20 protein-coding genes are annotated in these 19856 nt (G+C 73.3%); 7 read left to right on the top strand and 13 right to left on the bottom strand.

Annotation, left to right across the window (positions count from 1 at the left end):
- The 7 genes from AB0K37_RS30250 to ligD (AB0K37_RS30280) form a co-directional block, all read right to left on the bottom strand.
- Positions 1-359 (bottom strand): hypothetical protein (locus tag AB0K37_RS30250; protein WP_363986795.1); only part of this gene is annotated, 359 nt, incomplete at its 3' end.
- Positions 360-475: 116 nt separating this feature from the next.
- Positions 476-709 (bottom strand): DUF3107 domain-containing protein, encoded by a 234-nt coding sequence (locus AB0K37_RS30255; RefSeq protein WP_363986761.1) that lies wholly within the window; start codon positions 707-709, stop codon positions 476-478.
- Between the two features lie 142 nt (positions 710-851).
- The gene (locus AB0K37_RS30260; RefSeq protein WP_179843698.1) at positions 852-1481 is read right to left on the bottom strand and encodes a TetR/AcrR family transcriptional regulator; all 630 of its coding nucleotides are present in this window, start codon (positions 1479-1481) and stop codon (positions 852-854) included.
- 210 nt (positions 1482-1691) lie between these two features.
- Positions 1692-1880 carry a hypothetical protein gene (locus AB0K37_RS30265; RefSeq protein ID WP_363986764.1) on the bottom strand — a complete coding sequence of 63 codons (189 nt, stop codon included), beginning with the start codon at positions 1878-1880 and terminating at the stop codon, positions 1692-1694.
- A 52-nt stretch (positions 1881-1932) separates the two neighbouring features.
- On the bottom strand, positions 1933-3258 hold the full coding sequence (locus AB0K37_RS30270; protein WP_363986766.1) for an NAD(P)/FAD-dependent oxidoreductase: 1326 nt from the start codon (positions 3256-3258) through the stop codon (positions 1933-1935).
- Positions 3259-3365: 107 nt separating this feature from the next.
- The gene (gene ligD / locus AB0K37_RS30275) at positions 3366-4274 is read right to left on the bottom strand and encodes a non-homologous end-joining DNA ligase (RefSeq protein ID WP_363986768.1); all 909 of its coding nucleotides are present in this window, start codon (positions 4272-4274) and stop codon (positions 3366-3368) included.
- Positions 4264-5238 (bottom strand): non-homologous end-joining DNA ligase, encoded by a 975-nt coding sequence (gene ligD, locus AB0K37_RS30280; protein ID WP_363986770.1) that lies wholly within the window; start codon positions 5236-5238, stop codon positions 4264-4266. Before ligD (AB0K37_RS30280) ends, ligD (AB0K37_RS30275) begins: the two co-directional genes overlap by 11 nt.
- Positions 5239-5351: 113 nt before the next feature.
- On the opposite strand from ligD (AB0K37_RS30280), the gene AB0K37_RS30285 reads away from it, so the two are divergent.
- Entirely contained in the window at positions 5352-6254 is a 903-nt protein-coding gene (locus AB0K37_RS30285) for a Ku protein (RefSeq protein ID WP_363986772.1), read from the top strand.
- A 52-nt stretch (positions 6255-6306) separates the two neighbouring features.
- Here the strand turns inward: AB0K37_RS30285 and AB0K37_RS30290 are convergent, their stop codons facing one another.
- The 3 genes from AB0K37_RS30290 to AB0K37_RS30300 all read right to left on the bottom strand — a co-directional run bounded on the left by AB0K37_RS30290 (position 6307) and on the right by AB0K37_RS30300 (position 9635).
- Complete coding sequence (locus AB0K37_RS30290; RefSeq protein ID WP_363986774.1) at positions 6307-6837, bottom strand: hypothetical protein; 531 nt, start codon at positions 6835-6837, stop codon at positions 6307-6309.
- A gap of 141 nt (positions 6838-6978) precedes the next feature.
- Complete coding sequence (locus tag AB0K37_RS30295) at positions 6979-7281, bottom strand: hypothetical protein (RefSeq protein ID WP_363986776.1); 303 nt, start codon at positions 7279-7281, stop codon at positions 6979-6981.
- A gap of 191 nt (positions 7282-7472) precedes the next feature.
- Entirely contained in the window at positions 7473-9635 is a 2163-nt protein-coding gene (locus AB0K37_RS30300) for an MMPL family transporter (RefSeq protein ID WP_363986778.1), read from the bottom strand.
- 164 nt (positions 9636-9799) lie between these two features.
- Here AB0K37_RS30300 and AB0K37_RS30305 point away from each other — a divergent pair, with 164 nt between their 5' ends.
- Positions 9800-10516, top strand: coding sequence for a TetR/AcrR family transcriptional regulator (locus AB0K37_RS30305; RefSeq protein WP_363986780.1), 717 nt, complete (start codon positions 9800-9802; stop codon positions 10514-10516).
- Between the two features lie 51 nt (positions 10517-10567).
- Here AB0K37_RS30305 and AB0K37_RS30310 read toward each other — a convergent pair whose 3' ends face one another.
- From AB0K37_RS30310 to moeZ, 3 genes are all read right to left on the bottom strand, one after another.
- On the bottom strand, positions 10568-11737 hold the full coding sequence (locus AB0K37_RS30310) for an ROK family transcriptional regulator (RefSeq protein ID WP_363986781.1): 1170 nt from the start codon (positions 11735-11737) through the stop codon (positions 10568-10570).
- Between the two features lie 125 nt (positions 11738-11862).
- The gene (locus AB0K37_RS30315; RefSeq protein ID WP_363986783.1) at positions 11863-14853 is read right to left on the bottom strand and encodes an alpha-N-acetylglucosaminidase TIM-barrel domain-containing protein; all 2991 of its coding nucleotides are present in this window, start codon (positions 14851-14853) and stop codon (positions 11863-11865) included.
- A gap of 224 nt (positions 14854-15077) precedes the next feature.
- Complete coding sequence (gene moeZ / locus AB0K37_RS30320; RefSeq protein ID WP_363986785.1) at positions 15078-16259, bottom strand: adenylyltransferase/sulfurtransferase MoeZ; 1182 nt, start codon at positions 16257-16259, stop codon at positions 15078-15080.
- Between the two features lie 219 nt (positions 16260-16478).
- Between moeZ and AB0K37_RS30325 the strand changes: the two genes are divergently transcribed.
- From AB0K37_RS30325 to AB0K37_RS30345, 5 genes are all read left to right on the top strand, one after another.
- Positions 16479-16670 carry a hypothetical protein gene (locus AB0K37_RS30325; protein WP_363986787.1) on the top strand — a complete coding sequence of 64 codons (192 nt, stop codon included), beginning with the start codon at positions 16479-16481 and terminating at the stop codon, positions 16668-16670.
- 57 nt (positions 16671-16727) lie between these two features.
- Positions 16728-16919, top strand: coding sequence for a CsbD family protein (locus AB0K37_RS30330; RefSeq protein WP_363986788.1), 192 nt, complete (start codon positions 16728-16730; stop codon positions 16917-16919).
- Positions 16920-17068: 149 nt separating this feature from the next.
- Positions 17069-17980 carry a hypothetical protein gene (locus AB0K37_RS30335; RefSeq protein ID WP_363986790.1) on the top strand — a complete coding sequence of 304 codons (912 nt, stop codon included), beginning with the start codon at positions 17069-17071 and terminating at the stop codon, positions 17978-17980.
- Between the two features lie 11 nt (positions 17981-17991).
- Positions 17992-19212, top strand: a complete 1221-nt coding sequence (locus AB0K37_RS30340; RefSeq protein WP_363986792.1) for a S8 family serine peptidase — start codon at positions 17992-17994, stop codon at positions 19210-19212.
- Positions 19213-19236: 24 nt separating this feature from the next.
- Positions 19237-19856: hypothetical protein (locus AB0K37_RS30345; protein WP_363986794.1), on the top strand; the 620-nt coding region annotated here is incomplete at its 3' end.

Consider the following 19856-nt stretch of genomic DNA (forward strand, 5'->3'; position numbering starts at 1 on the left):
ACCGCCACCACGAACCTGTTCGGGCACCCGATCTTCAAGGACGGCGCGTTCACCGCCAACGACCGCGACGTCCGCCGCTTCGCGCTGCGCAAGGCGACGAGCATGCCCGCGCCCAGCGCGTCCGCGACGACGCCGCCGAGGATCGCGCCGGCGATGCCGACGAGGACCGTGAGCAGGATGCCGATCGGGTTGCGGCCCGGCACGACCAGCCGCGCGAGTGCACCGATCACGGCACCGACGACGATGAACCAAAGGATCGTGGTGAGCATTTCGATCAACCGTTCCTTTCCCTGGGCCGGTCGCCCGAGGTCGGTGATCGGTATGCCCTGCCTGCCAGGTTGAAACAAAAATCTGGTCAAGGCGCGTACGGGAAAGGTCAACGTCGCAGGTCAGCGGCGGGGTTGAGGGGCCGCGCCGCTCCGGCGCACGGCTCGCCGTGCCGGTGCCGCCCGGGCGGGCGGCTCGGGTGCGCGGCTCAGGTGTACTGCGTGCCGAAGCCCACGCTGCGCTGCTCGTCCTCGGCGATCTCCAGGTAGCCCACGCGGGCCCCGGGGACGACGACCCGGCCGGCGCGGCGGTCCTTCAGCACCAGCACGCCGTGCGGGTCGGCGAGCGCCGCGCCGAGCGCGTCCTGCACCTCGTCGGCCGTCTGGTCGGTGTCGACCACCAGTTCCTTGGCCACGTTCTGGACCCCGATGCGAACCTGCACGCGATGCCTCCCGTCGTCGGGCGCGTCCCGCCGACCGCCGGCGGACCCGCATCCGATGGTCGCACGGAGATCGCCGGACGCGGCGCCGCCCGGTTGTGCCGAGGGTGAACGCCCCCGGCCCGGGCAGGGCCCGGGGCCGGCGTCAGCTCTGGTCGGTGGTGCGCGGGAAACCGGAGATGCCGCGCCAGGCCAGCCGGGCGATGATCTTCTCCGCGGTGTCCTTGGGGATCGCCCGGTGCTGGGAGAGCCAGAAGCGGGCGCTGACCTCGGCCATGCCGACCAGGCCCATGCCGAGCAGGTGCGCCTCCTCCGCGGGGGCGTTGGTGTCCTCGGCGATGACCTGCGCGATCATCTCGGCGCACTGCTGGTTGGCGCGGTCGACGCGGGCGCGGACGGGCGCGACGTTGCGCAGGTCGGACTCGAAGACCAGCCGGTAGGCCTCGCCGTCGCCCGCCACGAAGTCGTAGAAGGCCTGCATGCTCGCCTGCACGCGCAGCTTGTTGTCCGTGGTGGACTCCAGCGCCTCGCGGACGATCTTCACCAGGGCCTCGGCGTGCTCGTCCAGCAGCGCCAGGTACAGCTCCAGCTTGCCCGGGAAGTGCTGGTAGAGCACGGGCTTGCTGACGCCCGCGCGCTCGGCGATCTCGTCCATCGCCGCGGCGTGGTACCCCTGGGCGACGAACACCTCCTGGGCCGCGCCGAGCAACTGCTTGCGGCGCGCCAGTCGCGGCAGTCTCGTGCCACGGGGGCGGGCGTCCGGGGTCGCGGTCACCACACTCTCCGATCACCGAATCGGGGGACGGATGGGGGGCGTCCGTCACCGGGAACAATCTCTTTATCCTACGCGCGAGTAACTCCGTTGGTCACGGGCGGCGCCCGCCGGCGTTCCTTCGCGCAGGTCAGTGTATTCCCGCCGGAACCGGGAGCGGGCCGCCCAGATCTCTCTGTGAACCTTCCTTCCTGTGCCGGGCGCCAACGCGGATCAGCGGTAGTCGTCCTCGTCCAGCCGGACCTCCCGCTGCTGCTCGGCCGCGTCGGCCTCGTTCGCATCGTCCGGGATGGGGCCGCGCTCGACGCGCTCCTCGTCGTCGAGGGCGGCGCGCTGCTCGGCCGCGTCGGCCTCGTTGGCGTCGTCGGGCGCGGGCTGCTCCAGGTCGTCGGTCTCGCTCATCAGGGGTCCTCCTCCAGGTTCACGGCCGCCTCAGGGGCACGGCCGTCTCGGGTCACAGCCTCCCGGCCAGCTCCCGCAGCGGCGCCTCGACGGACTCGCCGTGGGTCGGGAACGCGTGGACGACGTCGGCGAGCAGGCTCAGCGGCGTCTCCGCGCGGATGGCCAGGGCAATCTCGCTCATCCACTCCTCGGCGTGGAGTCCGGCGGCGGCGGCGCCGACCAGCAGGCCGCGGGTGGGGTCGGCGTACAGCTCCACCCGTCCGCGCTCGTCGGCCTCGACCGCCGCCCGCGCCGTCGCGGCGAGGTCGTACCCGGCGGTGAGGATGTCTATGCCGAGTTCCTCCGCCTGCGTGGGCGAGATCCCCACGGAGTAGACGGTCGGCGTCGTGTAGACGACGCGGGGGATGGCGCGGTAGTCGGCCTCGCGCCGGTGGCCGAGCAGGTTCGACAGCGCGACCTGCGCCTGGTAGCGGGCGGCGTGCGCGGTGCGGGCGACGCCGGTGACGTCGCCCGCCGCCCAAACGCCGCCCGCATCGCACGGCACCCGGCACGTCCCGTCCACGGGGATCCCCTGGCCGGGGGTGACGTCGATGCCGAGGTTCTCCAGCCCGAGGCCCTCCACGCGGGGGCGGCGCCCGGCGGCGGCGAGGACGCGGTCGGCGTCGAGGGTCCCGCCGTCGGTCAGCCACAGCCGCAGCCCGACGTCCTTGCGCTCGGCGTCGGCGACGGCGGTGCCGAGCCGCAGGTCGACGCCCATCCGGCGCAGGGCGTCCGCGAGCACCTCGCCGGCGAACGGCGCCTCCGCGGTCAGCAGCCGCCCGGACGCCTCGACGACCGCGACCTGGGAGCCGAACGCCGCGTACACCTGCGCCAGCTCGCAGCCGACCGGGCCGCCGCCGAGGATCACCAGCCGGCGCGGCAGGTCGGGGACCGACAGGGCCTCGGCGCTCGTCCACAGCGGCACGTCGGCGAGCCCCTCGACGGGCGGGATGACCGGTTCGCTGCCGGTGCAGACGACGAGGTCGCCGAAGCCGTGGACGGCGCCGTCCACCTCGATCCGGCCACGGTCGAGGACCTGCCCCCGGCCGCGCAGGACGGTCACGCCGTCCTCGGCCATCCGGGCGACGGCGGGGTCGTCGCCCCGGTTCCCGGCCAGCGCGTCCCGGCGGGCGAGGGCCATCTCCCAGGTCTCGCCGCGGCGGGCCGACAGCAGCAGCGACTTGGACGGGACGCAGGCGAAGTACGGCGACTCCCCGCCGACGAGGCGGTTCTCGACGAGCGCGACGTCCCTTCCCGCGCGGGCGAGGCCGGTCGCGACCAGCTCCCCCGCGGTCCCCCCGCCCAGCACCACGGCGTCGTAGTGATGGTTGTGCGACAACGGTCTCTTCCTTCCACCCGCGGTGTCCCCAGGCACCATGGTGACGGAACGCGGTCCCGGAGAGTGCCGATTCGAACACATAGGGCACCCGAGATCGCCGACGTCGCTCAGGGCAGGGGCCGGTGGTCCTTCAGCAGCGGTTCCAGGAGGTCGCCGTGCTCGTCCACCCGGGCGAGGACGTCCTCGGGACCGAAGACGAGGTCGGCGGCGTCCCCGCACGACTCCAGCTCTTCCCAGGTGATGGGCGTCGACACGGACGGGCGGTTCCCGGCGCGCAGCGAGTAGGGCGCGACGGTCGTCTTGGCTGGGTTGTTCTGGCTCCAGTCGACGAAGACCTTGTCCTTGCGCAGCCGCCGCTCCATCTTCGCGACGACGAGCTTCGGGTTCTCGTCGGCCAGGCGCTGCGCGGCGGCCTTGGCGTACTCCGACGTCCGTTCGGCCTCCTTCGGCTCCTCGATCGGGACGTACAGGTGCAGGCCCTTCTTGCCGCTCGTCTTCGGATAGGACTCCAGACCGTCCTCGGCGAGGACGTCGCGCAGCAGGGCGGCGACCTCGCACGCCTCCACGATCGTGGCGGGCGGGCCCGGGTCCAGGTCGAAGACCACCAGGTCGGGGGTGTGCACCTTGCCGCGCGGACCGACCTTCCACTGCGGGACGTGCAGTTCCAGCGCGGCGAGGTTCGCGCACCACACGAGCGTGGGCAGGTCGTCGACGACGACGAAGTCGAGGGTGTCGCGGCCCTTGGAGCTGCCGGGGGTGGGGATCGTCGCCGTGCGGACCCAGTCCGGGGTGTGGGAGGGGGCGTTCTTCTCGAAGAACTTGCCGCCGTCGACGCCGTCCGGCCAGCGGATGCGGGTCGCCGCGCGGTCCTGCAGGTGGGGGAGCATGACCGGGGCGATGCGGGCGTAGTAGTCGATGACCTCGCCCTTGGTGAACTCCGGGTACAGGTTCTTGTCGAGGTTGGAGAGGGAGAGCTGACGGCCGTCCACGTCGACGGCGGTCCTCTTACTGCTCACTCGTGACCTCCAGGGGGTCCTTGTCGTCACGCAGGCCCCGCCAGGACGGGAAGCGGAGGCGGCCGTCCCTGGTCCGGGCACTGTAGGCGACCTCCCCGACGAGCCGGGGCTCAACCCACTGGGCGTCGCGGGCGAACTCGCGGGGAACGGGCTCGTCGTAGGGGCTCGTCGAACGGCGCAGCGGCCACAGCGTCTCGTACAGCTCGTCCAGGACGCGGTCGCTGAAACCCGTGCCCACGTGCCCGACGAAACCGAGCAGGCCCTTCATGTCGTACTCGCCCAGCAGCAGCGAGCCCACGCCGCCTTCGCGCCGGCCCTTCCCGGGCTTCCAGCCGCAGACGACGACCTCGCGCGTCATGAAGTTCTTCACCTTGCGCCAGAAGTCGACGCGGCGCCCCGGACGGTACGGCGAGTCGAGGCGCTTGGCGAGCAGGCCCTCCATCTGCTGCTCACGGGTGAAGGCGAGCAGCTCCTCCACCTGGGTCTGGTCGCCGCCGTGCAGGTACGGGGGCACCTCCACGGGGCCGGTGCCGGCGAGGTCGAGCTCCGCCAGCACCGAGCGGCGGTCGGCGTAGGGGACGTCGTACAGAACGTGCCCGTCCAGGAAGAGGACGTCGAACACCACGTAGCGGACGGGCACCTCGCGGATCAGCCGGGGGTCGGGGCGCTGGACGTGCATCCGGCGCTGGAGGCGTTCGAAGCTGGGGCGTCCCTCCTGGAAGGCGACGACCTCGCCGTCCAGGACGACGTCGTTGTCGGGCAGCAGGTCGGCGAGGGCGGACAGCTCCGGGTAGCGGCTCGCCACCTCGCCGCCGCGCCGCCCGGCGGCGCGGACGCCGTCGGCGGAGACGTGCGAGAGGACGCGCACGCCGTCCCATTTCAACTCCAGGCCCCACTTCCCGCCGTCGGAGGGGAGGTCCCCGGTGGAGGCCATCATCGGCTCGACGGGCCACGGCATGGTCATAACGCCGTCTTACCCCGTCCCGCCGCACGGGGAAAGGATCACGACGCCGTTCTGGCGCAAATCGAACGACGTTGCGACGCTAGGGGCAGGAACGTGCGGGGTAAGGACGGATCATGCGCAGTATCTGGAAGGGCGCGATCTCCTTCGGTCTGGTGACCATACCGGTGAAGCTCTACTCGGCGACCGAGCAGCGGGACGTCGCCTTCCACCAGGTGCACCGGGAGGACGGGGGGCGCATCAAGTACAAGCGGGTGTGCACGGTCGACGGCGAAGAGGTCCCCTACTCCGACATCGCCAAGGGCTACGAGCTGCCGAGCGGCGAGATGGTCATCCTCACCGACGAGGACTTCGCCGACCTGCCGCTGTCGTCCAGCCGCCGCATCGACGTCCTGCAGTTCGTGGAGCGCGAGGAGGTCGACCCGATCTACTTCGCGAAGTCCTACTACCTGGAGCCCGACGCGCAGGGCGCCAAGCCGTACGTGCTGCTGCGGGACGCGCTGGAGAGCTCCGGCCAGGTCGCGATCGTCAAGGTGGCGCTGCGGCAGCGCGAGTCGCTCGCGACGCTGCGGGTCCGCGAGGGCGTGTTCGTCCTGGAGACGATGCTGTGGCCGGACGAGGTCCGCGCGCCGGAGTTCCCCTTCCTGGAGGAGGACATCGAGGTCCGCAAGCAGGAGCTGTCGATGGCGACGTCGCTGATCGAGTCGATGGAGGGGGACTTCGACCCCGGCGAGTACAAGGACGCCTACCGGGAGGCGCTCCAGGCGGTGATCGACGCCAAGGTCGAGGGGCGGGAGGTGGCGCGGCCCGCCGAGGAGGGCGCGGAGGAGCCCGCCGCGGACCTGCTCAGCGCGCTGCGCGCCAGCGTCGAGGCGGCGAAGAAGAGCCGGGGAGAGAAGGCGAAGGCGCCGTCCGGCAAGGGGACGGCGGCGAAGAAGCCCGCCGCGCGCAAGACGGCGTCGTCCAAGGCCGGCGAGAAGAAGGAGCCGGCCAAGAGCCGCAGCCGCAAGTCGGCGTGACCCCGCCGCCGGTCTGCCGGCGGCGAGGTCGGCGCGGACCCGGTGCCGCGGCTCAGAACGGGACGGTGGTGCAGAACAGCCGTGCGCCCGCGTCGCCCGTCTTCGGATCCGTGGGCTTGGCGTGCACGACGAGGGATCCCGCGGCCTTCTCCGCGACCCGCCACGGCACGGACGTGCGGGAGTGGCCGCGCCCGTCGGGACGGACGGTGACGTCGAGCCAGATCTCCTTCTTCGGCATCGGCGTTCCCGGCGGCGCGTCGGGGTCGTGGTAGTGCGGCCCGGCGTCCTCGGGCTTCGGCCCGCACCGGTTCACGTGGACGTGGGCGCCGAACGTCCGGCCGGCGGCCTCGCGCGGCATTCCCCACACGCGCAGGGACACCCAGGTCCTGTGGTGTTCGCGGACCACGACGACTTTGGTCTTCGCGGCCCGGAAGGCCTGGTCGTGGACGTTGTGCGGCCCGCGGACGACGATCGTGTGCGGCCCGGACCGGGCGAGGGCCGGGGCGGCGGGGACCAGCCCGGCGCCGGACGCCGCGAGCGCGGACGCGGCGAGCAGGACGGGAGCGCGGACGGGCGTTCGCATGACGCTTCCTCTCCGTGGTGCGGGGCGCCGGACGCCGCGGGCGTGGCGGCGTCCGGGCTCGGTGGCTCACGAGCATGCCCCCGGAGCGGACGGCGGCGTCCCCCCGAATCGGTCAGAGGGCGGCCGCGTGCGCCGGGCGGTTCAGTTGTCGCGTCGGGCGGCGAGCACCCGCCCGACGGCCGCGGCGGCGGCGGACGGGTCGGCGCACGGCGCGATCCGCTCGCCCCAGCCGTAGCAGTAGGACCAGCCGTCGCCGGAACGTTCCCGCACCGCGATGACGCTCTCGTTCACCCGCGGCAGGCGCGGGTCGGCGATGTGCGCGGTCGGACGGCGGTCGGCGGGCGCGGCGACCTCGACCGCCCAGCCGGCGGAGCGCAGGGCGTCGGTGAGCCGCTCCAGGTGCGCGAGCGCCGTCTCGGCCTCGGTGATCATCAGCACGGACATGGTGCCTCCAAAGGAACGTCCCGGCACGGGAAGGGTTCGGGGATCCGCCGGGCGGGGGCCGTCGCGGAATGCGTCACACGAGGGTGCAGCCGGTGGAATGGCGTTCAGTCTTGCGCCGGGCGGAGGCGACCACAAGCGGTTCGGAAGGATTGGTGGCCGGCACTTCGGCGTGCCGGCCACCGGGGCGGGCGTCAGCCCACGGGCTCCAGCCGCGACGGGGGAGCGGCGGGGGCGTCGCCCTCCCGGATCCCGTACCGGCCGTAGAGCCGGGCCAGCGGGCCGGGCGCCCACCAGTTCGCGCGGCCGAGCAGCCGCATCGTGGCGGGCACGAGCAGCGCCCGGACGACCGTCGCGTCCAGCAGGATCGCCACGGCCATCCCGATGCCGGTCATCTTGATGAACGTGATGCCGGACGTCGCGAACGCGCCGATCACCACGATGAACAGCAGCGCGGCGCTGGTGATGATGGCGCCGGTGCGCTGCACGCCGGAGGCGACGGCCGCGGTGTTGGAGCCGGTCAGGTCGTACTGCTCGCGGACCCGCGACAGCAGGAAGACCTCGTAGTCCATCGAGATGCCGAACAGCATCGCCAGCATGAGGATCGGCATCGCGGGGGAGATGGAGCCGGTCGCGGTGAAGCCGAGCGGGCCGGACAGGTGGCCGTCCTGGAAGACCAGCACGACCGCGCCGAAGGTGGCCGACAGCGACAGCATGTTCATGACGATCGCCTTCAGCGGCAGCAGCACCGACCCGAACGCCAGGAACAGCAGGAGGAACGTGGCGCCGCCGACGAGCAGGGCCAGCCAGGGCAGGGTCGCGCCGATGCTGTCGAGCTGGTCGACGACGTCGGCCGTCTCACCGCCGACGTAGGCGCGCGCGCCGGGCGGCGGCGGGACGTCCCGGACCCGCTGGACGAGGTCGCGGGCGGCGCCGGAGTTCGGGTCGGCGTCGTAGCGCAGCGCGATCCGGGTCGTCGTCCCGCCGGCGCCGGTCACCGTCGCGTCCGTGACGCCGGGCAGCGCGTCCAGGCGGGCCCCGTACGCCTGGACGGCGGCCCGGTCGGACGTCCCGGTCACGACGGCCTCGATCGGGCTGGTGGCGTTGCGGGGGAACCGGGTCTCCAGCGTCTCGGAGACGACCCGCGCGTCCGTGCCGTCCGGCAGCACCTTCGCGTCCACGCCGCCCCAGTTGATGCGCAGGAACGGCGCGCCGAGCGCGAGGAGCAGCGCCACCGTCGCGACCATGTAGACGACCGGGCGGCGCATCACGCTGCGTGCGACGCGTCCCCACCAGCCGTCGGACCGGTCGCCGGCCGCCGGCCGGCGCCGCCGGATCCGCAGCGCGTTCACCCTCGGGCCGAGGACGGCCATCAGCGCGGGCAGCACGGTCAGCGCCCCGGCCATGCACACCAGCACGGTGGCGATGCCGCCGTAGCCCATGGAGACCAGGAAGTTCTGGTCGAACAGCAGCAGCCCGGACAGCGAGACGGCGACCGTGACGCCGGAGACCGCGACGGTGCGCCCGGCCGTGGCCATGGTGGCGGCCAGCGCGTCCTCGGCGGAGGCGCCGTCCCGGCCGATCTCCTCGCGGAACCGGCTGACCATGAACAGCCCGTAGTCGATGGCGAGGCCGAGCCCGAGGAACGTGGTGATGTTGACCGCGAAGATCGACACGTCGGTGACGTAGGCCAGCGCGTGCAGCGCGGTGAACGAGCCGAGGATGGCCAGGCCGCCGACCAGCAGCGGCAGGCTCGCCGAGACCAGCCCCCCGAAGATCAGCACCAGCAGCACCAGGAGCACCGGCATGGCCATGCCCTCGGCCCGGCCGATGTCGGACGAGACGCGCTCGTTGATCGCGACGCCGGTGCCGACCGCGCCGCCGACCTTCGCGGTGAGCCCGCCGCCGACCTCGGTCAGGTCGTCCTGGACGGCCTTGTAGTTGTCCTCCCTGGCGGCCTCGTCGGAGCCGGCGAGCTGCAGGACGGCATAGGTCGCCTTGCGGTCGTCGCTGACGAACTGCGGCGCGTTCGTCGTCCAGTACGTGCTGGCCTTGGCGACCTTGCCGGGGGGCAGCGCGGCCAGCGCGCGCTCCACCGACGCCCGGAAGGCCGGGTCGTCGACGGTCGTCCCGCCCTGGTAGAGGACCACGACGTCGGCGGCGCCCCGTCCGAGGTCGCGCTCGGCGATCCGCTCCGCCGTCGCGCTCTGGCTGCCCGGCGTGTCGAAGCCGCCGGAGGAGGTCAGCGCGCCGAAGACGCCCGTGCCCCACACCGCGGCGAACACCAGGAACGCCCCCGCGGCGGCGAGGACCCACCGCCTGCGCCGGTGGACCCACCTGCCCCATCGCTCGAACATGACGCTCCTCCTCCAGCCCCGTTACCTTGAGTAATTCCAGTGAACGCCGTAAACTGAGAACAGCGTTAACTTCGCATACGGCGTTAGCTGTCGTCAAGGGTGTTTTTGAGGAATCATGCGAGGGCGGCCGGTGGCGGCCGGGCACCCGGCAGAGAGGGGGCGAGGTGGCAACGCGTCGTGATCGTCTGCGGGCCGCGACCGTCAGGGAGATCACCGACACCGCCCGGCGGATCCTCGTGGAGGAGGGCCCCGACGCGGTGACGCTGCGCGCCATCGCCCGCGAGATGGGCATGACGGCCCCCGCGCTCTACCGCTACTTCGGCAGCCACGGCGAGCTGCTGCGGCACCTGGTCGGCGACCTGTTCACCGAGCTGACCGGCGACCTGCACGCGGCCATGGAGGACGTGCCGAAGGGCGACATGAGCGGCAAGTTCATGACGGTGGCCCGCCAGTTCCGCCTCTGGGCGCTGGCGCATCCCCGCGAGTACTCGCTGCTCTTCGGCACGCCCGTGCGCGGCGCCGCGCACCAGGAGGAGGTCGACTTCGCCGAGGAGTGCGCCCGCCAGTTCGGCTGGACGTTCATGGCCCTGTTCCTGGAGCTGTGGAGGAAGCAGCCGTTCCCGGTGATGCCCGAGGAGGAGATCGACCCCGGCCTGCGCGAGGAGCTGCGCCGCTACCGCGACGACGTGCTCGGCATCGCCCTGCCGCTCGGGGTGATCCAGCAGTTCCTCAAGTGCTGGATCAGGCTCCAGGGCGGCGTCAGCCTGGAGGTCTTCGGCCACCTCGAGTTCGCCCTGAGCGACGCCGCCCCCATGTTCGAGCTGATGCTCCGCGAGGTGACCGTCGAACTCGGCCTGACCTACGCGCCCCCCAGGGGATGAGCCGGGCCCCCGCCGGCGGTACGGCGCGGGGGTTCGCGCGGCCGCCGAGCGTCAGGCGATGTGCCAGATGACGCCGAGCCGGTGGTGCATCGCGGTCGCGGCGGCGCCGTGCATGATGCTGTTCCGGGCCATCGTGGAGAAGCGGGGACGGCGCACGTCGCTCGGCGGCAGCCGGACGGCCAGTTCCCGCTCGATGGCGTTGAGCAGGCGCTCGCCGGCCCGGCGCATCGGCCCGTCGATCACGACGTCTCCGATGTCGAGGATCGCGGCCTGGACGCAGAGGAGAGCGGCGAGGCTCTTCCCGGCGTAGTCGACCCGTGCCGCGAGCGCCTGGAGTTCCGGCGTCGCGAGCGCCTCACCGGGCGAGGAGACGGCGTCCAGCTCCTCGACGGCGGCCCCGGCGAGGACGGCCGGGAGGCTCGCCACCGTCTCCAGGCACCCCCGCCGGCCGCATTCGCACCGGCGGTCGCTGACGCCGACGTCGATGTGGCCGACCTCGCCCGCGCGCTGCCGTTCACCGAGGTGCACGCGGCCGTCCAGCAGGATGGCCGAGCCGATGCCGCCGGCGATGTGCAGGACGATCACGCTGTCACCGGCCCGGCTCTGCACCGACAGCTCCGACATCCCCACGGCGGTCGCGTCGTTGACGAGGACGACCTCGTGCCCGAGCGCGGCCGCCAGCGGCGAGGCGAGGTCGACGTCCTTCCAGCGCAGCTGCAGCGCCTCGATGACCCGCTGCTCGGGGGAGACGATGCCGGGGACGGCGACTCCGGCGGACAGCACCGCGCGCCCGTCGTCGGCGGCCAGGGCCCTGAGCATCGGGACGAGGGCGGCCACCACGTCCGCGCCGCCCGGACGGGCGGGCAGCGCCGTGCGCGCCGTCGCGCCGATCGCGCCGTCCAGCCCGACGACGCCGCCCAGCACCTCGGTGGGGCGGACGTCGGCCATGAGCAGGCAGTGCCGGTCGGTGTCGATCCGCAGCAGCGTGGCCGGCTTGCCGCGCCCGCTCGGCCTGGCGGCCTCCTCGACCACCAGCCGCCGCGCCACCAGGCTCTCCATGATCTGCGACACGACCGCGCGGGCCAGGCCCGTGGACCGGGCGATGTCGGCGCGGGACACCGCGCCGCCGCCCGCCAGCACGCTCTGCAGGACGAGCTCGGTGTTGCGCTCGCGCAGGACGGCGGGAGTCGCCTTCTCGGTGATCCGGACGGGCCTGCTCATCCTCGCCTTCCCCGCGCGCCGCGACGCCGCCGCGCCGTGCCGCCCCCCTGTGGTTGGAGCGTATAGGGATCGGCGATGTCCCCGGGCCCGCCCGTCCGCCTGCGGACACGGGCCCGGGGGACGGCTCACCGGGCCGGCGGCGGGGAGGTGCAGGCGAGCGTCGGCACGCCGAACGAGACGGCGTCGAACCAGCGGTTCGCGTCGTACTGGTCGACCTGGAGGCGCAGCTGCTGGACGCCCGTCACGTCGACGTCGAGCCGGACCGCCTCCGCTCCGGAGGTCGCGAGCCCGCTGCGCAGCACGCCGGACTCGTGCAGCAGCCGGCCGTCGCCGTAGACCCGGACGACCACATCGCCGTCGGCCGTGTGGTTCATCGCGTCGTCGATCCCGACGACCGTTGTGAACCGCCGGCAGCCATGATTCAGCTCGACGCGCACATCGGCGTTCGCGTTGGTCCCGAGCCCCTTGCTGTAGGCGGTCCCGTCTAGGCGGATGGGCTTGCCGTTGCCCTCGGGCGTACCGGGCGTCACGGTGTCGCGGGCCACCGGGTAGATGCCGTCGTGGTTGCGGGAGTAGGAGAACGGCAGGTCGCTGAGCTGGACGCGGCCGTCCGCGGCCACCGGCAGCACGGCGCTCGCCTTGCGGACGACGTGCCGGCCGGCCTGGTCGAACCCGACCGTGACCTGCACCGTGACCTGCGTCGTCCCGTCCGGGAGGTCGCCGGTCCGGTGCAGCGTCCACGACCGCTCCAGCGTGGCGCCCGGGTCGATCTCCCCCTTCTCCGGACCGCTGGGACGGGCCTCCACGCCGGGGGGAGCGGAGACGTCGAAGGTCACCCCGCTCATGGGCGCGAAGTAGTTGGCGTTGGTCACGGAGGCGGCCACCGAGGCGGTGCCGGAGACCGATCCCTGCGGGCGCAGCGACAGCGGCAGGTCGTAGCCGTCGGCGGTCAGCCGCCGCAGCATCCGGGACGCCTCGGTGTAGGTGTCGCCGGCCGGCCGCGTCCGGTACTCGCCGCGGTCCTTCGCCCACGCCTCGGCCATCTCGTACCAGTCGACGGCCGGTGCGGGGGACCCGGTGCGCAGCTCGGTCTTCAGCCCGTCGAACAGCCGCTGCCAGCGGGGCGCGTAGTAGTCGCGCAGCACCCCGGACCACTCGCGGTAGGCGTAGTCGTGAAGGTCGGTGTCGCGGTCGCCCCACGAAGTGATCAGTTTGCGCGCCTCGTACTCCAGCAGCGGGGCCTCCCGGGAATCCGCGGCCGCCTGCCGCGCCCGCTGGAGCCACGGTCCGACCATGTGGTGCGGATCGGTGCCGGCCAGGTCGTCGAGCGCCCTGATGTAGCCGGTCCAGGCGTCGGTCAGCCGGGAGAAGGCGGCGAGGTCGCGGGCCTGGTACGCCGCGTTGATCTGCGGCAGCAGGGTCCTCGACCGGTCGTCGGCCGCCGCGCGGGCCACTTCGAGCAGGTCGTAGCGGTAGGCGTCGCCGCGGCGCAGCGGTTCGCGGACGGCCAGGAGCGCGGGCAGGGCCCGGGCGAACGCGGCGGGGTCGTAGGCGAACGCGGCCTGCGCCCACCGGTGCGGCCTGGTCGTCGCCAGGTTCGGCTCCGCGGCGAAGAGCCCGCCGTGCCCGGACGAGCGGCCGCCGGTCGGGGGGATCGCGTACGCGGTGTCGGCCAGCACCCGCCAGGCGGCGCGGGCCTGCGGGTCGACGCCCCCGTAGCGGGCGTCCGCGTACTCGTCGAACCACCGGTGGAGGTCGACGGGGCCGTCATGCCAGGGCAGCTCGGCGAGGAACTCGACCGCGACCGGGTTGTTGTAGCTCGCCTCCGGCATGATCGCGATGCCGTCCAGGGCGCTCCCCTGCCGCGCCCGCCAGTCCCAGAACCGTTCGTTCCAGGCCTTGATCGGTGCGCCGACCGTGGAGTTGCCGCCGAAGTTCCAGATCGACCCGAAGGCGTACGGCGTGCCCTTCCAGTCGGTGTCGCGGTCGACCTTCAGCGCCCGGTCCGACAGGCCGTCCACGACGAGCATCCTGCTCCGGTCGACGGCGGCCACGGTCTCGGGGCGCGGGTTGCTCTGCCAGCCGAGGACGACCCAGGTCGCTCCCGGGTGCGCCTTCTCCAGGGCGTCCTGGACGGCCGCGGAGGCCTGGCCCACGGGGATGGAACCGGCCTTCCCGCCCTCGTGCAGGAGGTCCATCTTGTACATCGTCGACCGGCCGAGCAGCCGGTCCTGGACGCCGTAGAACCGCTCGGCGACCTGGGCGAACACCGGGTTCGTCGGCGCCAGCCAGTCGGGCCGGGCGATCCCCTCCCAGGTGCCCTGCGGCACGGTCACCGCGCCGGGGTTGCGGGCCGCGAAACCGGCCGGGACGGTACCGAAGTAGCCCGGGAGCACCGGCGTGATGCCCAGCCGCCGCATCCGGTCGGCGATCCGGCGGCCCAGTTCCGCGCGGGCCCGGATCTGCGCCTCGCTGATCGGCGAGGTGAAGTTGGACATGTTCTGCAGCAGCCACCACGGCTGGTAGCCGGCGCCCGGGATCCACGCGCGCAGCTCGTCCGCCGAGTAGCCGAACGACTTCAACGTCTCGTAGTAGACGGCCTCGGTGCCGACCGGCATGAACATCTCGTTGACGCCGTGCAGGGCGTAGACGTCGATGAGCCGTTCCCAGTCCTCGAACGTCCGGTACGGCCCGGAGTAACCGTCCTCGGTGTCGTTCCCGGCGAACCGGTGCTCGACGACGGACGACCGCTCGATCGGCTGCGCCGGCAGGGGGAGCCGGCGCGGAAGGGCGAGCTGGTCGCCGGTCCAGGAGATGTCGGCCTTGGCGACGTGCTTGAGGTACCAGTTGAAGCCCATCAGCAGCGCCGGCGTGCTGCTGCCCGCGACGACCAGCCGCCTGTGGCGGGCCGAGACCCGGAAGGTGTCCCGGCCGCCGGAGCCGGGCACGGTCGCCAGGCTCACCTGGGCGGCGTACCGCGGTCCGACCAGGCGCTCGATCGCGTCGCGGGCCGGCCTGACGTCGAAGGCCGGACGGCCCGGTGGCGCCGCCTCCGCCGAAGCGGTGCCTCCCGGCAGCACGCCGAGGATGAGCAGCACGCCCACCACCCCGGCCACCGCGACCCGCCATCTCCGTTGCGTCCTGCGCCGTCGTTCCACGGCCGCGTCCCTTCGCCGGGTTTTGATCGTGGTCCAAACTAAATAGGGGCGGGCACGCGGTCAAGATCCTGATCGGGAGGTCTTCGCGGGGAGCGGCGCCCAGGGCGCCGGGAGCCCGGACGGGGCCCGGACAGCGGAAGGCCCCCGGACCCGGAACGGGTTCGGGGGCCTTCGGGCGGGCGTCAGTAGGACGGGAGGCTGGGGTCGATCTGGTTGACCCAGGCCAGGACGCCGCCGCCGACGTGGACGGCGTCGCCGAAGCCGGCGTTCTTCACGACGGCGAGGGCCTCGGCGGAGCGGACGCCCGACTTGCAGTGCAGGACGATCTTCTTGTCCTGCGGCAGGCGCTCCAGGGCGGAGCCGTTCAGGAACTCGCCCTTGGGGATGAGCGTGGCGCCCGGGATCGCGACGATCTCGTGCTCGTTGGGCTCGCGGACGTCCACGAGGAAGATGTCGTCGTCCCGGTCCTGCATGGCCTTGAGGTCGTGCACGGAGATCGTGGAGTCCTTGACGGCCTCGGCGGCCTCGTCGGACACCGCGCCGCAGAAGGCCTCGTAGTCCTCCAGCAGCTCGGTCTGCGTCGGGTTCTTGCCGCACAGCGGGCACTCGGGGTCCTTGCGGACCTTGACCGAGCGGTAGGTCATCTCCAGGGCGTCGTAGACCATCAGCCGGCCGACGAGCGGCTCGCCGATGCCGGTCAGCAGCTTGATGGCCTCGTTCACCTGGATGGAGCCGATGGACGCGCACAGCACGCCGAGCACCCCGCCCTCGGCGCAGGAGGGCACCATGCCGGGCGGCGGCGGCTCGGGGTAGAGGCAGCGGTAGCAGGGACCGTGCTCGGCCCAGAACACCGACGCCTGGCCGTCGAACCGGTAGATCGAGCCCCAGACGTACGGCTTGCCGAGCAGGACGGCGGCGTCGTTCACCATGTAGCGGGTGGCGAAGTTGTCGGTGCCGTCCACGATCAGGTCGTAGCCGGAGAAGATGTCCATGATGTTGTCGCGGTCGAGCGCGGTGTCGTGCACCACGACGTCGATCAGCGGGTTGATCTCACGGACGGTCTCGGCGGCCGACTCGACCTTCGGCTTGCCGAGCGACGACTGCCGGTGGATGATCTGCCGCTGCAGGTTGGACTCGTCGACGACGTCGAAGTCGATGACGCCGAGGGTGCCCACCCCGGCGGCGGCCAGGTAGAGCAGGGCGGGGGAGCCGAGGCCGCCCGCGCCGACGACCAGGACCTTGGCGTTCTTGAGGCGCTTCTGCCCGGCCATGCCCACGTCGGGAATGATCAGGTGCCGCGAGTAGCGGTTGACCTCGTCGCGGGTGAGCTCCGGGGCGGGCTCGACCAGAGGTGGCAACGACACGGTGAGTGCTCCTGTGCTGGCGTTCGGCGTTCAAGGACGGCGGGACGTCATCGTCCTCCCACGGCACAACCTTGCCATGTGCTGCGGCATTCCCGGCAGCCGCCTGCCGGACGGTTGCCGGTGTCCCGCCCGGTACCGGAATGGATCGCCCTGAAAGGGGCACCGTACGGGCGCGAGGCCGGCGACCGGACCGGCCGCGGGTGAGGAGAGGTGACGGGCATGGGGTTCATGAAGAGGCTCACCGGGGAACGGGCCGGCCGCCGGACGGCGGGGAGGCGGCGTAAGCCGAGCCAGCGCGAGCTGCGGGCGCGGATGCGCACCGAGCAGGCCGAGGCGAAGCTCCTGGAGACCGAGGCCCTCATCCACGAGGAGGCCGAGCGGCTGCGCCGCGGCAACCGGACGTCCGCATAATCCGGGCTTTCGGGGGCATAGCCGGGTTGTACGACTCTCCGTACAGGAGGAGGAACCATGGGTTTCCTCGACAAGCTGAAGAACAAGGCTCAGCAGGCCAAGGGCCGGGGCAAGGAGGAGGCCGGACGCCAGTCCGGTGACCCGTACCTGGAGGCCGAGGGCAAGAGCGACCGCGCGACCGGCGGCGCCAAGCAGGTCGGCGAGCAGGCCAAGGATGCCGCCAGGGAGGCGAAGCGGGCCGTGGAGTGAGTCCGCGGACCTTGACCTCTGACCGCGGAACCTGGTGAAGCGGGCCCCTCTGCGGAGGGGCCTCTTCCCCTTTCCCGACCGGGCTGCGACGGCCGGCCTTCGCGGGATGACCGGCGGAATGTCGCGAAGCGCCGTTAATCTTGACTGTTGTGGCATTCCTGCCCCCCTCCCAGCAGCCGCCCCCGCCGCGGTCCCCGCACCAGCCCGGCGCGCCCGGCGGCTTCCGCCCGCCCGGGCCGCCCGCGAACCCGCGCCCCGGGCCCGCGCGCCCGTTCGGCGCGCCGCCGCGACCGGCGGGCGCGGGCGGCGGCCCGCCGACGGTGCTGGGGCTGACCGGCCGCCAGTGGATGCTCGCGGCGCTCGTCGTGGGCTGCTGCTACCTCGTCGCCACGGGGATCTCGTTCGTCGGCACCTGGGCGACCCTCAGGCGCGAGCCCACCAACGCCGAGCTCCAGATCGCCGCCAACAGGGAGGTCGCGCGCCGATGGGAGGCGTGGCCCGCGCGGCGCGTCTTCCCCGACCGGCTCGGCTACCGGCCGACGGGCAACCACACCGAGTACGCGTCCCGGACCGGGATCGTCCCCGACGCCGGGTGCGTCCAGGGCGTGGACGAGGAGATCGCGACGACGATCGTCAGGCACGGCTGCCGGGCCGTGCTGCGCGCGACCTACGTCGACCAGTTGCAGGGCGTCGTCGTCACCGTCGGCGTGGTGGCGTTCCCCGACCCGTGGAAGGCCGACCGGGCCTACAAGGAGCTGCCCGGCTCGCAGGGCCCCGACGGGACGGGATCCGTCCGCCCCGCCCTGCGCGCCGCCGCGTTCCCGGGGACCGCGTCCGCCCGCTTCACCGACGAGGCCAGGCAGGACCGGACGATCGACCGCGGGGGCCCGTACGTCGTGCTGACCACCTCCGGCCAGGCCGACGGCCGCCCCGCCTCCGCGATCAAGAAGGCACGCCCGGGCGAGCCGTTCGCGGTGTCCCCGCAGATCGCCCACGCGATCGCGCGGGCCCTGTCGGCCAAGGCCCTGCCCGACTGCGACCAGCCCGAGTGGCAGTGCTGAGGGGGGCGCGGGTGAGGCGCCGCGGTCTGCCTGCGGCCGTCGCGGCGGCGGTGCTGGCCGGAAGCTGGCTGATGCCCGTCCACGCGCGCGCGGACGCGGTGCGGGACGGGCAGCGCCCCGTCCTCGCCCTGCTCGGCGCGGAGACCGCCTGGAAGGTGACCAAGGGCGCCGGAGTGACGGTCGGGGTCGTCGACACGGGCGTCGACCCCACCCAGCCGGACCTGCGCGGCAAGGTGACCGTCGGCCCCAACATGCTCGCCGAGATCGACGCCGGGACGACGCCCGCGCGGCTGCACGGCACCGGGATGTCGACGCTGATCGCCGGGCAGGGGCACGGCCCGGGCGGCGGCTCGGGCGTCATCGGCATGGCCCCGCAGGCGCGCATCCTCGCCGTCCGGGCGATCGGCGAGCCGGAGGACGCCAGCTACCGCCGCTTCCGGGCGTCGTCCAGGGCGGAGGGCTCGGTGGCGCGCGGCATCCGCTACGCCGCCGACCACGGCGCCGACGTCATCAACCTCTCGCTCGGCAGCCCGGATGAGAACCCCGCCGAGCGCGCGGCCATCGGCTACGCCATCGGCAAGGGCGTCGTGGTGGTCTCGGCCGTCGGCAACGACGGCGACGAGGAGCGGCTGCTGGACGGCGACGGATTCGCCCCCTACTTCTACCCGGCGTCCTACCCCGGCGTGATCGCCGTCGCGGCGACCGAGCCCGGCCACACCCGCGCGCCGTTCTCCAACCGCAACTACTCGGTGCTGGTGTCGGCGCCGGGAGCGAACCTGCCCGTCGGGGCCCCGGGCGGCCGGTACTTCGCGAGCAACGGCACCAGTGACGCCAGCGCGATCGTCGCCGGGATCGCGGCGCTGATCCGCGCGAAGCATCCCCGGATGGCGCCCGCGCTGGTCGCTCAGGCGCTGATCCAGAGCACCCGGCACGGCCCGTCCGGCGGCTACGACCCGGAGATCGGGTTCGGGGAGGTGCACGCGGCCCGCGCCCTGTCGGCGGCGGACTCGCTGGCCTCGGCGCCGCCCGGCCCGGCGCGGGCCAAGCCCGCCGGGCAGCGGTTCGGGAAGCAGGACCCCGGCCCGGTCGAGGTCATCGAGCGGCCCTTCTGGGTCCGCCCGCTGATCATCGTGATCGTGCTGCTCGGGCTCGGCGGGACGGCCGGGGGGTTCGCGCTCGCGGTCGCGTTCCGGCGGCGCCACCCCGGGCGGCCTCCCTCCGCCCCGTCCTGAGCCGCCTTGGGCTACGCTCCGCTGGTGTCGCGCGCCGAGATCTCCGCCCCGGACGGCGAGCCGGAACCGGGCGCCGGACGGCGGGTGTCCCGCAGGACGGCCGCGCTGGTGGCCGCGGCGGCGTGCGCGATCGTCATCCTCGTCGCCGGGGTGCGGCTGACCGCCGAGCTGACCCGCGCCCCCACCCCCGCCGAGCGCGCGGAGGCCGCCGCGGCGGAGCGGTCCGGCCGCTACCGGACCTGGACCGCCGGGCGGATCTTCCCCGCGGCCCTGCCCTACCGGCTCGGCCAGGCGTCCGCCGAGACGGCCCGCCGGGTGGGGATCGGCCCCGACACCCGCTGCGAGACGGCCGTGGACGACGCGTTCGCCAGCACCCTGACGGTCCGCGGCTGCCGCGCCGTGTTGCGCGCCACCTACCTGGACCAGGCGCAGGGGCTCGCGGTCACGGTCGGCGTGGTCGTGTTCCCGGACGAGCGGGCCGCGCGCGAGGTCGTCGCCTTCCTCCCGTCCCGCGAGCCGGGCCCGGGGCTGCGCGCGCTGCCGCTCGCGGGCTCGGTGGCCGCCCGGTTCGGCGACGCCGCCCGGCAGGCGTCCAGCGCCGCGCAGCGCGGACGCCGTGGTTCATCCAGTGGTGGAGGAGGTCT

The sequence above is a fragment of the Actinomadura sp. NPDC049753 genome, assembly GCF_040674655.1.
GTDB classification, from domain to species: Bacteria; Actinomycetota; Actinomycetes; order Streptosporangiales; family Streptosporangiaceae; genus Spirillospora; species Spirillospora verrucosospora.

Bases quoted from the DNA above. Each gene is read 5' to 3' on its own strand.
- AB0K37_RS30265 (WP_363986764.1), bottom strand. From the start codon at position 1,880: ATGAGCGAGACCGACGACCTGGAGCAGCCCGCGCCCGACGACGCCAAC.
- ligD (WP_363986770.1), bottom strand. From the start codon at position 5,238: ATGACCATGCCGTGGCCCGTCGAGCCGATGATGGCCTCCACCGGGGAC.
- AB0K37_RS30285 (WP_363986772.1), top strand. From the start codon at position 5,352: ATGCGCAGTATCTGGAAGGGCGCGATCTCCTTCGGTCTGGTGACCATA.
- AB0K37_RS30290 (WP_363986774.1), bottom strand. From the start codon at position 6,837: ATGCGAACGCCCGTCCGCGCTCCCGTCCTGCTCGCCGCGTCCGCGCTC.
- AB0K37_RS30295 (WP_363986776.1), bottom strand. From the start codon at position 7,281: ATGTCCGTGCTGATGATCACCGAGGCCGAGACGGCGCTCGCGCACCTG.
- AB0K37_RS30300 (WP_363986778.1), bottom strand. From the start codon at position 9,635: ATGTTCGAGCGATGGGGCAGGTGGGTCCACCGGCGCAGGCGGTGGGTC.
- AB0K37_RS30310 (WP_363986781.1), bottom strand. From the start codon at position 11,737: ATGAGCAGGCCCGTCCGGATCACCGAGAAGGCGACTCCCGCCGTCCTG.
- AB0K37_RS30325 (WP_363986787.1), top strand. From the start codon at position 16,479: ATGGGGTTCATGAAGAGGCTCACCGGGGAACGGGCCGGCCGCCGGACG.
- AB0K37_RS30330 (WP_363986788.1), top strand. From the start codon at position 16,728: ATGGGTTTCCTCGACAAGCTGAAGAACAAGGCTCAGCAGGCCAAGGGC.